The sequence below is a fragment of the Shewanella sp. YQ_9 genome, from assembly GCF_043103185.1.
Classification (GTDB): Bacteria; Pseudomonadota; Gammaproteobacteria; order Enterobacterales; family Shewanellaceae; genus Shewanella; species Shewanella algae.
The window spans coordinates 126539-141527 of sequence record NZ_JBICJO010000020.1 but is presented as its reverse complement, the minus strand read 5'-3'; the positions used below and the strand labels follow the sequence as shown (position 1 = coordinate 141527).

Here is a 14989-nt window from a genome sequence, read left to right as displayed (position 1 = left end):
CCGTGGTTATTGACGTCGGCGGCTTGCACTGTGTCGCCTGTATTATTGCCCCAGGCATTACGCTCATAGGTCACCACAGCAGCCAGTTCCTTGGCGGTTATCTGTTTGCCGAAGGCCTGCATGGCGGTGCCTGTCTTGCCATGGATCACTATGTCCAGATGGGCAGCCATTGGGCCTATGGCAATAGCACTGCCCTTGAGCGCCGGGAACACCCCTTGAAGTCCGGCGCCGTTGGGCTGATGACAGGCGGCGCAACGCGCCATATAGATCTGTTCGCCAAGCGCCATGGCCTCATCATGGCTCATGGTCTCACTGAGGGCCGCCTGAGCTTCTTCGGCGGCCGTAGCCGCGGCTTGTTTCTGCTCCGCCATCCAGGCGTCAAACTCATCTTCTGCCAGTACCTTCACCACAATCGGCATAAAGCCGTGGTCTTTACCGCAAAGCTCGGCACATTGGCCGCGGTAGATCCCCGGTTTGTCCACCCGGGTCCAGGCTTCGTTAATAAAACCGGGATTGGCGTCTTTTTTGACGGCAAAGGCGGGCACCCACCAGGAGTGGATCACATCATCTGAGGTCATCAGGAATCGGACTTTGCGATTGATGGGCAATACCAAAGGCTTGTCGACTTCAAGTAAGTAGTGCTCGCCCTTGGCTTCCTGGCCTTCTATCTGGGATCTCGGCGTTGCCAATATGCTGAAGAAGTCGATGTCTTCGCCGAAATAGCTGTAGTGCCATTTCCATTGCGAGCCGGTGATCTTGACCGTCAAGTCGGCATCACTGGGATCTTCCATGGCAATCAGCGTTTTGGTTGCGGGGATTGCCATCAGGATCAGGATTAAAAAGGGGATAAGCGTCCAGGCAATTTCTACCTTGGTACTTTCATGGAATTGGGACGCGACTGCCCCTTTGGACTTCCTATGGTTGATCATGGCGTAGATCATCACGCCGAATACGACCAAACCTATGGCGCAACAGATATAAAGAATGATCATGTGCAGGTGATACACCTTGCCACTGATCTCAGTTACCCCTTGAGTCATATTCAAGGGCATATCTGCCTGAGCGCCTGGAGACAACAAGCTGACGCACAACAAGGTCAGCAAAACACACAGCCATTGCTTCACAAGACATCTCCTCTGTCAATTGCATTCGCAACTACAAAGAAGAGTCACACAGTAAGTCTTTGCTCTATGCAAACTCTTCAGTTCCCAAAAAAGCAACGATGACTTCAAAGTGCGGCGGCGGTTTCACTTAGCTCTAGGTATACAGGTGGTGACCACTGTTGCACTTACCGCTGAATATACTCAGCATTTCCGGCGACGGCACCACTCGCTATGAATCGAAATGGGGCGGTCAACCTACGACGAATTGCATGGAGATAACACAATCGTTGTTCTTACATTACTTGTAGATTAAATATTGATCAAGATCACGATGTTTTCTAACTATATGAAAAAAAAGCGTCTGTTAATCCAGAGGTGAATTCTGTGTGAGTAGCAGAGCTGCGCGGTTTGCCGCCGATTGACAGGGGAAGGCATTGCACCAAAAAGGCACAGAAAAAAGGCCATCCCAGGGATGGCCTTTAAACACAATCAATGGATGGAGTGGGTAAGTTCGTTGAGGTGGTTATCCACCTCTTTCGCCTGCTGTCCCGTTTCCAACACTATGCCCATGGCTCTGGCGTTACGGGCGACCAGCTGCAATCGGCGGTTATCACGGGCATCCAGGCTGTCTATCCAACTGATCACTGCACTGGAGGTGCCGTTGGTCAGGGCTCTTTCCGTTGCCCACAAGGCTTCTACTTCATCCTTGGTGCGCACCAAGAGTACTCTATCCATTCTGACACCGGCCCTTGCTAAGGTTTCTTTGTAACCTATGCTGGCCGGGGCGTTAATCAAGACTATCCAGCGTCCCTGTTGACTCAATTGCGCCAATTGAGGGCAGAGGCGCAATAATTCCTGACGTCCCTGGCTATGGCTGGCCAAGCTGGAGATACCGGTATGTTGCCAAGGCTGATTGCCGGCAATACCGGTGTCTGTCCACAGGCCTGGGTGTCTTGGGGCGTTGCCAGTCATTATGCTCATAGCCAGTCTCCATTGCGTATTATCCCTACCGCCAGTCCTTCAATGGTCAATGGCTGGAAAGTCAGGTCGACTTTGATTGGGGAGTAAGCCTCGTTCTCGGCATGTAGATAAACCACATTACCTTTCTTTTCAAAGCGTTTCACAGTTACATCGTCTTCAACCCTGGCCACCACGACTTGACCGTTACGGGCTTCCTGTACCTTGTGAACCGCCAGGAGATCACCTTCGAGAATACCTATGTTCTTCATGCTGTCGCCGCGTACCCGTAGCAGAAAGTCGGCATTGGGGTGGAACATGCCAGGGTCGACCTGGTAATACTGCTCAACGTGTTCCTGAGCCAGTATGGGTTCACCGGCGGCAACCTGACCAATCAGGGGCAAGCCTGTTTCTGACTCCGCTTGTTCATCATGAGGCAGGCGAATACCACGAGAGGTGCCTGGCATGATCTCAATACAGCCTTTCTTGGCCAATGCCTTGAGGTGTTCCTCGGCGGCATTGGCGCTCTTGAAGCCCAGCCGGGTGGCAATTTCGGCCCGGGTTGGCGGCATGCCGGTGTCGGCTATATTGCGTTTAATCAGTTCCAGAATCTGTGCCTGGCGCGGTGTCAGTGGTCTCATGGTGATTCCTGTTTTTTCATACAGTACCTGTCAGTATATACAGTATTTTTGTCAGTGCAAGTATTAACCAAAATTGAAACTTTTAGGGAGCGGATAAGTAAGCCATTCGGTGCTTTGGTTTTAACGGCTTGTCTGATGCAGCATGGGGAGTTCAAGGCATTGGCCAGAGGAACTGCCGGGGCCGGTTCGCACCTTCCCTAGCTAAGGTTCAGGAAATTCTGGTATTCTATTGGGCTATTGATTGTGGCTCAGACACTGAAAAAACATGTCCAAACAAGATTCATTCTGGTTTAAATCTCTTCGCTGGCTCCAAAGCAAGCTGGTGCATACCACTGTGGTGCCTCAGGATCCTTTCGCCGATTTGAACCTGGATCCGGCCAAGCCGATGGCCTATGTAATGAAGACGGAATCTGTCAGTGATATTGCGGCATTGGCGGAAGTCACCCGTAAGTTTGGTTTGCCTTGTCCTTATGAGGCACTCAAGGTTGATGATATTACCGTTCCCCGAGTCGTCTGCCTGGAAGGAGCCAAGCCCCTATTCGGCAAGCGCAAGAGCAACAAGCCATTTCTCAGCTGTTTCACTTCTCTGCTGAACCTGCATCAGGCCAATCCACAACTGGATATTCAATTGGTGCCAGTGAGCCTCTATTGGGGCCGCACTCCGGGTAAGGAAGATGACAGCATGCGTGCCGCCGTATTTGAGCGGGAAAATCCCACTTGGCTGCGCAAGTTTCTGATGATCCTGTTCCTGGGGCGCGACAACTTTGTGCAGTTTTCCAATGCCGTGTCGTTGCGGCTGATGGCCGATGAACATGGGACCGACAAGGCTATTGCCCATAAGTTGTCACGGGTGGCCAGGGTACATTTCCGCCGGCAACGCAAGGTGATGACAGGACCCGTGCTGCCCAACCGTCAGGCTCTGTTCAATGAGTTGCTGCGCTCGGAAACGCTGAAAAAGGCGATTAAAGAAGAGGCCGCTGCCAAGAAGATCCCCGAGGCCAGAGCCCGGGAGATGGCGGAAGAATATCTCGATGAGATTGCCGCCCACTATTCAGACAGCCTGGTGCGTATTGCCGAGCGGATCCTCACCTGGTTGTGGAACAAGCTCTACAAGGGGATCAACATCAAGGGCGCCGAGCAGATACGCCAGCTGCACCACGATGGCCATGAGATAGTTTATGTGCCTTGCCACCGCAGTCATATGGATTACCTGCTGCTCTCCTATATTCTCTATTTTCAGGGTATGGTTCCGCCCCACATAGCCGCCGGTATCAACTTGAACTTCTGGCCCGCCGGGCCCATGTTCCGCCGTGGTGGTGCTTTCTTCATCCGCCGCAGCTTCAACGGTAACAAGCTCTATACCGCTGTGTTCCGCGAGTATCTGGATCAGCTGTTTGCCAAAGGCTATTCGGTTGAATACTTCACCGAAGGTGGCCGCTCCCGTACCGGGCGGCTGTTGTCACCCAAGACAGGAATGCTGGCGATGACAGTCAACTCTGTGCTGCGAGGCATTGAACGGCCGGTGACTCTGGTGCCCGTGTACCTGGGCTACGACCATGTCATGGAAGTGGCCACTTACCACAAAGAACTCAGCGGCAAGAAGAAGCAGAAAGAATCTGTTTGGCAGGTGGTTGGCGCCTTGCGTAAGCTGGGCAATTTCGGTCAGGGTTATGTGAACTTTGGTGAGCCTGTGACGCTGCAGAATTTCCTCAGTGAAGCGGCGCCCAACTGGCGCGAAGAAGTGGCGGCCGATCCTGAGCAGAAACCCAGCTGGCTGACCCCGGCGGTTAATACTCTGGCCAATAGGGTGATGACTCATATCAACGATGCCGCCGCAGCCAGCGCCGTGACTCTTACCAGCCTGGTACTCTTGTCATCAGAGCAGAATGCGCTGGAGCGAAGCCAGTTGGAACGTCAGTTGGACTTGTATCTGGATCTGCTCAAGGAAGTGCCATATACCCAGTATACTTCTGTAGCTGAGGGCGACGGTAAGCAGTTGCTGCAACAAGGTCTGGAGCTGAATAAGTTCACGGTTCAGGAAGATGAACTGGGCGATATCATCTCAATCGACGAGTCGATTGCGGTAACCATGACTTACTATCGCAACAACATCATTCACCTGTTTATGGTGCCTTCTTTGCTGGCCAGCTGCCTGGTGCGCCTGGAGCAGTGCCGCCGCGCTCAGATGCAGGCGGTGCTTGAGGATTTCTACCCTCTGCTGCAGGCCGAGCTGTTTATGGGTAAGGCTGATGTCAGTGCCTATGCCGATCAGCTGCTGGATCGTTTCATTGCCAAAGGTTTGGTCGCCGAAGAAGCCAATGGTTTCCGGGTGCTGGAAGCCGGGATAAACCCGCTGGCGCTGTTGGCCGAAACCATGAGCGAAACCCTGCAGCGCTACGCCATCATCTTTAACTTACTGGCCGCTCACCCAGGTATTGAGCGTGGCGATTTGGAGCGCGAAAGCCATAAATTGGCCAGTCGTCTGGGCGCGCTGCATGGGATTACGGCCCCCGAGTTTTACGACAAGAAACTCTACGGCATCTTGAGTATCAAGCTCAAAGAGCTGGGGTATCTCACCAAGGAAGATACCCGCCATGATATAGAACGAACCCGGGATTATGCCAACCAGCTGCTGCGTCCACAGGTCAAGCAAACCATAGTCGACAGCGTCGCCGCCGAACAGGAGGCCTGATGGCCAATCATATGAATGCGGCGCCTGCCAAGGCGTCTTTGCTGGGCGGCGCCATGATCATCGCCGGGACCACAGTCGGTGCCGGGATGTTTTCCCTGCCGGTAGAAGGCGCCGGCATGTGGTTTGGCTACTCTGTGCTTATGCTGCTGGGGGTGTGGTTTTGCATGTTCATGTCCGGGCTGCTGCTGCTGGAAACCAACCTGCATTTTGAACCCGGCGCCAGTTTTGACACCCTCACCAAGGAGACCCTGGGGCAGTTTTGGCGGGTGCTTAACGGCGCTTCGATAACCTTCGTGCTCTATATTCTCACTTACGCCTATATCAGTGGTGGCGGCTCCATAGTCAATCATAGCCTGGAAGGTATGGATATCAGCCTGCCGCAGAGTTTTGCCGCCTTGGTGTTTGCACTGGTGCTGGCGCTGGTGGTGCTTATCAGCACCAAGGCCGTGGATCGGATCACTACCATAATGTTGGGAGGGATGATCATCAGCTTCTTTCTGGCGATAGGCAATCTGTTGATCGGCGTTGATACCAGTAAGCTACTGCTACCTAATGGTGAGAGCAGCTATGGCTCATATCTGTGGGCGGCCATTCCTTTCGGCCTGGCCAGTTTTGGTTATCACGGCAATGTGCCGTCTCTGGTGAAATACTACGGCAAACAGCCGGGCACCATAATCAAGGCGATTTTTGTTGGTACCTTTATCGCCTTGGCTATCTACCTGTGTTGGCTGGTGGCAACCATGGGTAATATTTCCCGCGGTGAATTCGGCGCCATTATTGCCCAGGGCGGCAATATGGGGGTGTTGGTTGGCGCCTTGTCCAAGGTGATGGATAACTCGCTGCTCAACACCATGCTCACCCTGTTTGCCAATCTGGCCGTGGCGTCTTCATTCCTTGGGGTAACCTTGGGCTTGTTTGACTATCTGGCAGATCTGTTTGGTTTTGACGACAGTCGCAGCGGCAGGGTCAAGACCGCCCTGGTGACTTTTCTGCCTCCGACTCTGCTAGGTATGCTGTTTCCAGATGGTTTCCTGGTAGCCATCGGCTTCGCTGCCTTGGCGGCCACGGTTTGGGCTGTAATAGTGCCGGCCTTGATGGCTTGGCGCTCAAGGCAACAGTTTGCCGATAACCCGGGTTTTCGCGTACCGGGTGGTACGCCTTTGATAGCGATAGTAGTGCTGTTTGGGGTGCTGACGGCCGCCTGCCATCTGTTGGCCATGGCCGGCATGTTACCCAAGTATTCCTGAAGTGAGGAGCGGCTCTCTTTTTCAAGGGAATGAGAGAGCCCCACCTTGACAAGACTATAAAAGTCAGTAATTTATACCGTCCACGCCGAGTATTTCGTGCGGGTGTAGTTCAATGGTAGAACGGCAGCTTCCCAAGCTGCATACGTGGGTTCGATTCCCATCACCCGCTCCAAAATCGCCCATCCTTCTTGTGATTACCTTTGTTACTTTTTGTATCTTTGTGAGCCTTTTGGCGACTTTACACTTAACTGACGTTTGTCCAATTAAAGTTAACGCAAATCGTTATCATTGGTGTTAGTATCGTGCGCTGATTCATTCAACCAAGGAAATCTCAATCCATGTCCAGATCCAGCTTACCGATACTCTCGGGGCTGACTGTGGCACTGATGTCGGCAAGTGCAGTGAGTGCAGAGGAAGCCGCCGATACCAGTATCGAAAGGATTATCGTGACCACAAAGGCCACCTCCCCATCCACTACCAAGGGTGATTTCAATCTGCTCAAGGCACCGCAGAACATTCAGATATTGTCGAAGAATTTCCTCGACGAGCAGGGCGCCGTGTTACTGCAGGATTCGCTTAAGAACGTTGCCGGGGTGCAACCTGGTGGTTATTACAAGGGATATGACTATTTCCGGATCCGCGGTTTCGATGCTTCGAAAGAGATCTATCTGGATGGTCTCAGGCTGAATGATAACGGCTTGGGGGCCAACGTCGAGCAATCCAACCTGGAAACCTTGGAAGTGATGAAGGGCCCGTCATCCACCCTCTATGGTTCGGGAGCCATAGCCGGTATGGTGAACCTGGTCACCAAGAGGCCAACCGGTAGCGACTTTGGCAATCTGGATTTACGCCTTGGCAGCAACGACTATCGGGAAGTGAATGCTGATCTCAACCAAGTGCTGAATGAAGAAGGCAATATCTATGGTCGTTTGGGGCTGACCTACCGGGAAGGTGCCAATGAGACGGATTATGTCGATGGCCAGGATAGAGTCTTTATTGCACCATCCGTCACTTTCGAGCTGAGTGACAAAGCCATGTTGACCCTGTTGACCAGCTACACCAAGGACAGCAATCAACCCGGAATGCCACTACCTGCCCAGGGGACAGTGTTGCCATCCGAGCTTGGGCAACTGCCTTCAGAACTCTTCTACGGTAATATCAAGGATCCCGGCACCATAGAGGATGAAACCTACCGAATAGGCTATGAGTTTCGCTATCAACTGACGGATAACATCAGTTTTCGTCAGAACCTCAGGTATCAGGATGCCTCCAGCGACTGGAATAACCTCTATTATCCCAGCAGCTATGATGCAACCAGCGGTGACATGACACTGTACAAGTTCAGCTATCAAACCCAGTGGCAGACATGGGCAATAGACAGTGGCTTTAATGGCAGTTTCTATCTCGGGGATACAGAGCATACCTTTACTACAGGGCTGGATATTTTCCTGTCGGATCTCAAGACCCGCAGCGCCCTCGGCAGCCAGTACCCGGTGATCAATCTCTATAATCCGGATTACAGCGTATTCCCGGATCAGGAACTCAATAACTTTGGCCCTGAATCAGAAGTGGAAAACCGTATCTTCGGCCTCTATTTCCAGGATCAAATCGACTGGGGTGACCACTGGAGCATGACGCTGGGGGCCAGGGTCGACAGATACAAGCAAGCATCTGTGGATGAATATGAGAATAAGCTCAGTCCACGAGCTGGGCTGAGTTACGCCTTCAACGACGATTGGGTTGCCTTCGCCAGCTACTCGGAAGCCTTCACGCCTCAGTCCTATGTCGATACCAATGGCAAAGTGCTGGATCCGGAAGAGGGCAGTCAGTGGGAAGTTGGCCTCAAGGCCAAGGCGCTCGATGGCGATCTCAATGCTACCTTGTCACTCTATGATCTGACCAAGAAAAATATCGCCATCGCCAATGTGGACGCAGGTGGTAACTTTACCTATCTAGCTTCCGGAGAACTCAACAGTAAAGGGGCTGAACTGGACATGCAGTGGTTGGTCAGCGACTCGCTGCAGTTTATCGGTCATGCGGCTTATACCCATGCGGTGGACGCCGAATACGACAACTGGGTTGCCAATGTGCCCCGTTATGCCTTGGGCGGCTGGCTCAAATACAACATAGATGAGGGTGTGCTTTCCGGCATGAGTATGGCGGCCGGGGTGAATCACTACGGTAAGCAGCAGGGCAACGCCCAGTCGGTATTGAACAGTGGTGATGATTTCTTCCTGCCGGCTTACACTCTGGTGGATCTCAATCTGGGCTACAGCTGGGATGATTATGATCTCAAGTTCATCGTCACCAATCTGCTGGACGAAGATTACTATTCCGGCTCTGACAGCTTATTGCGGGTTATGCCTGGCGAGGGTCGCCAGTTCAAGCTCAGTCTGAGTGTTCACTGGTAAGGAAGTCCTGCTGTTATGCGTAGATTCCTGTGGAAATGGCATGGGCTGCTGGGGCTGATTGTCGCTATGCCGCTGTTTATCATAGCGCTCAGTGGCAGCCTATTGGTGTTCAAGGCCGAATTGGATGCCTGGCTTAGCCCTGAACAGGTGCTGGCCAGCGCCGATTCCCGGCTGGGCTTCGGACAACTGCTGAAGCATGCGGATCAGGCTCTGCCTGAGCATGAAATACTCGGTTGGGAGTTTGCCGCCAATGGGGAAGCCGATAGTCTCTATGTTGCCAAGATGGGCAGCTATGAGTGGCAAAAGCTGTGGTTGGATCCCGCCACGGGGCAACTGCTCAGCCCGCCCATGTCAATGACACATATGCTGACCGACTGGCTGCTTGAACTGCACTATACCTTGCTGCTGGATCATGCGGGATTACTCTTGTCGGCATTGGTGTCAGTGCTGCTGATCCTGCTTGGGCTCAGCGGCATAGTTCTGCATCGTCATTTTTGGCGTACTCTGTTTACCCTGAGGTTTGGCCGCGGCTTACGTCTGCTGCTCAGTGATGGCCACAAAATGTTGGGAATTCTCGGTGTGCCGGTTTTCCTTATCCTGGGGTTTACCGGAGCCTGGTGGAACATAGAGCACTTCATTGATGAAGAGTTCGGAGGCCACGACGACAGCCAGTTTGTGCTGACCAAGCGCTACTACAATGCAGAGCTGGATTTCGATGCCATACTGGCCGCCACCCAAGAAGCGTTGCCCGGGTTTGTCACTACCTATGTACGCTTACCCGACCCCAGTTATCCGGGGGTGCACTTCTTTGGTCACCAATATAACAAGGGGCCACTGCGCAGCCGTTTTGGTTCCATCATCAGTTTCGACGATCAGACCGGCAAGCTCAGCAGCAGTTTTGATGTCCGTACTGCCGGGACGCTATACCAGTTTGTCGATAGTTTCAGACCATTGCACTACGGCACTTTTGGTGGCCTGACAACCCGAATTCTTTGGTGTCTGTTGGGTTTCTTGCCCTGCTTGATGGCGCTGTCCGGTTTTTGGATGTGGCGCAGCCGGGTGCGGGGCCGTAAGCGAACAGCTTGCCGATAAGGCGTTACACCAAAAAGTCTCCCTTCGTTGGGAATAAATCCAAGCCCCCTTGGGATTTGTCTGATAGACCCCCAAGGGGGCTTTCTTTAGTATCGAGTCTGCAAAGTGGGCTTGGTCCATTACCCTTTTGCATCCTTTTTACGCACGAGATATCGAGTCTCATTGTTCCGCCGTAGTCTGTTAGTTGGCACACTGCGTCGCTCAGGGAGGAGTGACAGGGAGAAGCTTATGCCAACTAACAGACTACGGCTTTTTTTACATCTTGACGGCTTAACCCTTTCCTCTCGCCGAACACTTTCTATACAGCTTGGTATAATTTCTGTTAGCGTTTACCTTAAACGGAACCGACCTTGGTCAGCCTCCACAGCTTCACATTGAAAGGGAATCGGTAATGAAGATTACAGCATACAGACATGGTGAACCCTGCTGGGTCGAGTTGGGGACGCAGGACTGGAATAGTGCCAAGCACTTTTATTGTCGACTCTTTGGTTGGCAGGCCGAAGATATCCCCATGCCGGAAGGCGCCTATACCATGTTGCAGCAGGCCCATGAGGATATAGGTGCCATGTATCAATTGCCCGCCGAATTGCAGCAGCAGGGTGTTCCCAGCCACTGGGCGGTTTATTTCGCGGTGGAGGATATTAATGCGTGTATCGAAGCTGTCAGCTCCGCCGGAGGCCAGCTTCTGATGGGCCCTCATGAAGTTGGCAGCGCAGGTAAAATGGCCCTGTTTACTGACCCGGAAGGGGCCCATTTTTCGGTTTGGCAAGGTGTCGAACATCCTGGTGCCGGACGTAAATGGGAAGCCAATACTCTGTGCTGGGTAGAGCTCGCCTGTCGGCAATCCGAACTGGCCAAAACTTTTTATCCCAAGGTGTTCGACTGGCAGATGCGCCGCAGCGAGAACGCTGCCGACTTTGAATACACAGAATGGTTACTCAATGGCGAGAGTGGTGATGAAGGCATTGGCGGCATGCTGGAAATGACAGAGCAGTGGGGCGATGTGCCGCCCCACTGGATGATCTATTTCAGTGTTGATGATTGTGATGTGATGGCCAGTCGGGCGGCCGAACTGGGCGGCAAGGTTTGTGTGCCGCCAACAGATATTCCCAATGTGGGGCGCTTTGCGGTGATCAACGACCCACAGGGAGCTGTATTCAGCATTATTCGGCTGACAATGGCACTCTAATCTCTCAGTTGGCGGCATCGATGAGCATATAGTTGCCACAGTTGCCTGGGGCAATTCTGGGCGCCTGCTCCAGCAGCGCCTTCAGATTGCTGTTATCTATCTTGGCTGGAAGGCTGAGTTGAATTTCGGTCAGCATGCCCTGGTGGCATTTAAGACTCAGCTTGTGGTTGCTCTCTGGGCCGAAGCTCTGCTGAAACGCTTGTCTCAAAGAAGCGGTCGCTATTTTTGCGCCGATATTTTGCTGCAGCAGATTAAGCAAGGGCGTTGCCTGATTCACCTCTGTCGTTAGCCTGAGTGCCAATGAAAAATAAGCTTCGGCACTTTCATCCCGGCAGCTGCCGTGTTTCCACCATTCGTGCCGCTCCAGGCAGCTGCCATAGGCGTGACTGGGCATCACGCGCCCCAGGCGTTGGGATAAGGCTTCACTCAACTCAATGGCGGGATAATCGCAGAAGTTATCGGGCTTGTGTTTGACCTTGCCGCAATAGCCATAGCTGATACCGCAGGAACGCTTATTGGGCCATAAGCCATGCAAGCTGAAATGACTGGCATCGAAGCGATCGGCGCTCTGGCTGCGACATTCGGCCTTACTTGAACCTCTTGACTCGCAAAAGGCGTTTTGCCACGACAGAGCCAGCAGATGGCTATCGTATTTGTCGGCCAGGTTGCAGGCGTTTTTGGTTTGAGGTTCAGTAGGCAATGCGCCTGCTTGCAGTTGGCCACAATCGGCGGCAATCCAGCGCAGTGGTGATTGCACCGCCGAGGTCTTGACCCTGAACCAAGAGGGAGAGTCTTGGCCGAGGCGCTCAACTATCACCAGTCTCTGCCCTGGGCTGCTGTAAAGCTGCCCGGGGTTAGTGCCCTTGTTCTTCGATTGAAACAGCGGACAAGCCTTGTCTATTAACAACTCACCGGAAAATGGTGCAGCCATTATGCCTACAGGCAACAGCCACAGCAGTAGTATCAGTAAGCGGGTCATAAGATTCCTCTTGGGTGAAACTGTCATCATGCGGATTTTAGTTTTGCCATGTGACACTTTGTATCCATGCTGGTTTGGCGCGCAACTTATGTTAAAAAATGGATCTTTGGTTTTGGGGCCAAGATTCAGATAAAACGCGCTATAGCCGAATATAGTCGATGCTTTGGCAACGAATAAGCCGCACCAATTTGTATCTTTGCCATTGTTGGACAAATGAAACGTAATTGTTGCTTGTCGATTAATTGTGTAGTTTGGCAATGACAGCAGAATTTTACAGGAAAAAGTTAATGAAAGGATGTATTCCCGCAGTGGTTATGGTGCTTTGTCTGGGAGCTTGCAGCAATACTAATGAAACGCAGCAGGCTCAAGCAGATGTGGAGCGCAGTGATGGTTACCGCTGTGAAAAAGTCACAGTGACAGGTTCAAGAATGCCGATCAGAAGATGTACCACCCAGGCACAAAGGGAGCAAGAACGCCAGGAAGCGGAAGAGATGCTAAGTAAGGGAAGAGTGCTTTCGCAGGAGTGAGTATGGATGCCAGTGGCTTGCACCACTGGCATTCAGGGATCAGGCTGACTTGATCAGTCGGCCTTCGGAGTCACGGAAACTACCGATGGCGATACGAACGAAGTCGATCAGAGTCCAGATACCCAGGCCACCCAGAGTCACCAACATCAGCAGACCAGTGCCGATTTTGCCGGTGTAAAAACGGTGTACGCCGAAGCCACCCAGGAAGAAGCACAGCAGCAGAGTAGGAACGAAACCCTTGTCGCTCAGTTGCTCATTTTCGATTGTCATTGTTTGTCCTTAAGTTAACTTTTGTCCCGGGTAAGTGATCAGCTTACCCTGCCCATCTTTGTAGCTTCCCACCAGTAACATAAAAGTGACTATCACAGTGTGGATAATATCGACTGCAAGTACCGCCATTCCGGTGAATACCAACGTAGGTTCGTCGGTTGAAATAAGCGTAATACCTACTATTGCCAGACCGAGATCGAACAGGCCATGGAGTATACGGCCACAGTAAAAGTGATGTATGCCCAAGATGCCGAAAATGCCTGAAAGACACACGGCTACGCCATAACTCTTATCGGATTTGCTGAGAGTCTGCACTTCCTTGTTCCTTTGTTGAAAGCTGAATAATCTGGCCCGGCAGGCATCTCCCTGCACATCTTCGAGCCAAACAGGTGGAGTCTACCCTTTTCAAGGGATTTTTATCAATAACAAAATGTTAAATTGAGATTATTCTGGCGTTTCTGTTTCAAACGCTTGGTATTGGATCACATTGATGTACCACTCTTTGACCCCTGATGGAGTTTGCACCTGAACTTCATCGTCAACCTGTTTACCTATGAGGGCCCTGGCCATAGGGGAATCTATAGTGATATAGCCTTTCTTAGTGTCTATCTCGTCCTTGCCGACAATCCGGTAGCGCACCACAGTGCCCTGGTCATTTTCCAGTTCGACCCAAGCACCGAAGAACACCTTTCCTTCCTGCTGCGGTGAGTAGTCAACAATCTTCAACTCTTCCAAGCGTTTAACCAGATAGCGGATTCGGCGATCTATCTGCCGCAACAAGCGTTTGTTGTAGGTGTAATCTGCGTTTTCGGAGCGATCGCCCTGGGCCGCGGCCTCTTGCACTTTTAGGGTGATCTCGGGGCGGTATTCCTTCCACAGGTATTTGAGTTCTTTATCCAGGGCTTCCCAGCCCTTACGGGTAATCAAATGGGCTTTCATCGATTTATTCGGTCAACTGCTGATGGCGCCAGGCGCCGATGCCAATAATGCAGAAGATTTACAGAACTCAGGCGTGCTTGCAAGTGCGCCTTCTTGCCAATGGGATAAACAGGATGCCTTTGTTTGTCATTTAACACAGGCGATGAGTGTCTGCCCCGGCTCGAAGCAGGCTTGTAGATGATCGCCCAGAGCCAATGGCAAGCCCTCAATGCCGTCGTTACATACCGAAGCGTAGAGGCGGTCGTTGCCGCCGATATCCAGGGTAATTTCGCTGCGCTGGGTATCGCGTTTGATTTGCAACAACTGGCCTTTGAGGCGGTTGCCACTGCTGAGGGGCTGCTGCAGCGAGTGGATACTGACAGCGGGAGCCTTGAACAGCAGCAATACCTTCTTGCCGATATGCAACCCCAGTTTGTCAGTGCTGGCATGGGTGATGGCGGCATCTATCTCCTGTCCACCGGCCAACTTGACCCTGACATTGTCATTGAGAGAATCATCCTTGAGCGCAATAACTTCACCGGCCAGTTGATTGCGGGCGCTGGTCTTGAGCGAGAAGTGTGCCATCAGATCCAGCAGGTTATCCATGGGAACGGCCGCATCCAACAGCGCCTTGAGCACCATGTCCTGCATCTGATCCATCAGTTCGTAGAGCTTCAGCAGACGCTCGCCAAACTCGGTCAACTTGGCGCCGCCACCGCCCTTGCCGCCCTTTTCACTGCTGACCACAGGCTGAGGGGCTTGCAGATTCATGTCGTTGACCGCATCCCAGGCCGCCTTGTAACTGATGCCCGCCTGTTTGGCTCCCTGGCTGATGGAGCCGGTAATGCGTATCTGCTTCAACAGCGCAATTCGTTTGGGATTGGCAAACAGTTTATCGGCATTGTTGAGAGTCAACAGGGCTTTGAGATCCATGGCATATTCCTTATCAGTGTCGGGGTTATT

At 52.4% G+C, this 14989-nt stretch carries 13 protein-coding genes, 1 tRNA gene and 1 pseudogene; 7 read left to right on the top strand and 8 right to left on the bottom strand.

Annotated features, from left to right (window positions below; all coding sequences use genetic code 11):
- Positions 1 to 2: 2 nt before the first annotated feature.
- The 3 genes and pseudogenes from coxB to lexA all read right to left on the bottom strand — a co-directional run.
- Positions 3 to 1124: pseudogene (gene coxB / locus ACF8D4_RS06195) on the bottom strand (cytochrome c oxidase subunit II); the annotation flags it as partial.
- A 468-nt stretch (positions 1125 to 1592) separates the two neighbouring features.
- Entirely contained in the window at positions 1593 to 2084 is a 492-nt protein-coding gene (locus ACF8D4_RS06190; protein WP_037475197.1) for a cell division inhibitor SulA, read from the bottom strand.
- Complete coding sequence (gene lexA / locus ACF8D4_RS06185) at positions 2081 to 2701, bottom strand: transcriptional repressor LexA (RefSeq protein WP_025010814.1); 621 nt, start codon at positions 2699 to 2701, stop codon at positions 2081 to 2083. The genes ACF8D4_RS06190 and lexA overlap by 4 nt, the downstream gene beginning before the upstream one ends.
- Positions 2702 to 2966: 265 nt before the next feature.
- On the opposite strand from lexA, the gene plsB reads away from it, so the two are divergent.
- From plsB to ACF8D4_RS06155, 6 genes are all read left to right on the top strand, one after another.
- Complete coding sequence (plsB, locus tag ACF8D4_RS06180) at positions 2967 to 5393, top strand: glycerol-3-phosphate 1-O-acyltransferase PlsB (protein WP_392464803.1); 2427 nt, start codon at positions 2967 to 2969, stop codon at positions 5391 to 5393.
- Positions 5393 to 6640: a tryptophan permease gene (gene mtr, locus ACF8D4_RS06175; RefSeq protein WP_028780849.1), complete on the top strand. Its 1248-nt coding sequence runs from the start codon at positions 5393 to 5395 to the stop codon at positions 6638 to 6640. Before plsB ends, mtr begins: the two co-directional genes overlap by 1 nt.
- 98 nt (positions 6641 to 6738) lie before the next feature.
- Positions 6739 to 6812: transfer RNA gene (locus ACF8D4_RS06170), tRNA-Gly, on the top strand.
- Between the two features lie 166 nt (positions 6813 to 6978).
- Positions 6979 to 9051: a TonB-dependent siderophore receptor gene (locus ACF8D4_RS06165; RefSeq protein ID WP_101058670.1), complete on the top strand. Its 2073-nt coding sequence runs from the start codon at positions 6979 to 6981 to the stop codon at positions 9049 to 9051.
- A gap of 15 nt (positions 9052 to 9066) precedes the next feature.
- Entirely contained in the window at positions 9067 to 10143 is a 1077-nt protein-coding gene (locus tag ACF8D4_RS06160; RefSeq protein WP_115389562.1) for a PepSY domain-containing protein, read from the top strand.
- Positions 10144 to 10534: 391 nt separating this feature from the next.
- Positions 10535 to 11332, top strand: coding sequence for a VOC family protein (locus ACF8D4_RS06155; RefSeq protein WP_107111066.1), 798 nt, complete (start codon positions 10535 to 10537; stop codon positions 11330 to 11332).
- Positions 11333 to 11336: 4 nt separating this feature from the next.
- On the opposite strand, the gene ACF8D4_RS06150 is transcribed toward ACF8D4_RS06155, so the two are convergent.
- Positions 11337 to 12311 carry a hypothetical protein gene (locus ACF8D4_RS06150; protein WP_052678961.1) on the bottom strand — a complete coding sequence of 325 codons (975 nt, stop codon included), beginning with the start codon at positions 12309 to 12311 and terminating at the stop codon, positions 11337 to 11339.
- Positions 12312 to 12598: 287 nt separating this feature from the next.
- Between ACF8D4_RS06150 and ACF8D4_RS06145 the strand changes: the two genes are divergently transcribed.
- On the top strand, positions 12599 to 12838 hold the full coding sequence (locus ACF8D4_RS06145; protein WP_345871363.1) for a hypothetical protein: 240 nt from the start codon (positions 12599 to 12601) through the stop codon (positions 12836 to 12838).
- Positions 12839 to 12877: 39 nt separating this feature from the next.
- Here the strand turns inward: ACF8D4_RS06145 and ACF8D4_RS06140 are convergent, their stop codons facing one another.
- From ACF8D4_RS06140 to ACF8D4_RS06125, 4 genes are all read right to left on the bottom strand, one after another.
- Positions 12878 to 13108, bottom strand: a complete 231-nt coding sequence (locus ACF8D4_RS06140) for a TM2 domain-containing protein (RefSeq protein ID WP_025010807.1) — start codon at positions 13106 to 13108, stop codon at positions 12878 to 12880.
- Between the two features lie 9 nt (positions 13109 to 13117).
- Complete coding sequence (locus tag ACF8D4_RS06135; protein ID WP_025010806.1) at positions 13118 to 13423, bottom strand: NINE protein; 306 nt, start codon at positions 13421 to 13423, stop codon at positions 13118 to 13120.
- Positions 13424 to 13552: 129 nt separating this feature from the next.
- Positions 13553 to 14047, bottom strand: coding sequence for a transcription elongation factor GreB (greB, locus tag ACF8D4_RS06130; protein ID WP_025888206.1), 495 nt, complete (start codon positions 14045 to 14047; stop codon positions 13553 to 13555).
- A gap of 126 nt (positions 14048 to 14173) precedes the next feature.
- Positions 14174 to 14959, bottom strand: coding sequence for a TOBE domain-containing protein (locus ACF8D4_RS06125; protein ID WP_392464798.1), 786 nt, complete (start codon positions 14957 to 14959; stop codon positions 14174 to 14176).
- Positions 14960 to 14989 lie beyond the last annotated feature (30 nt).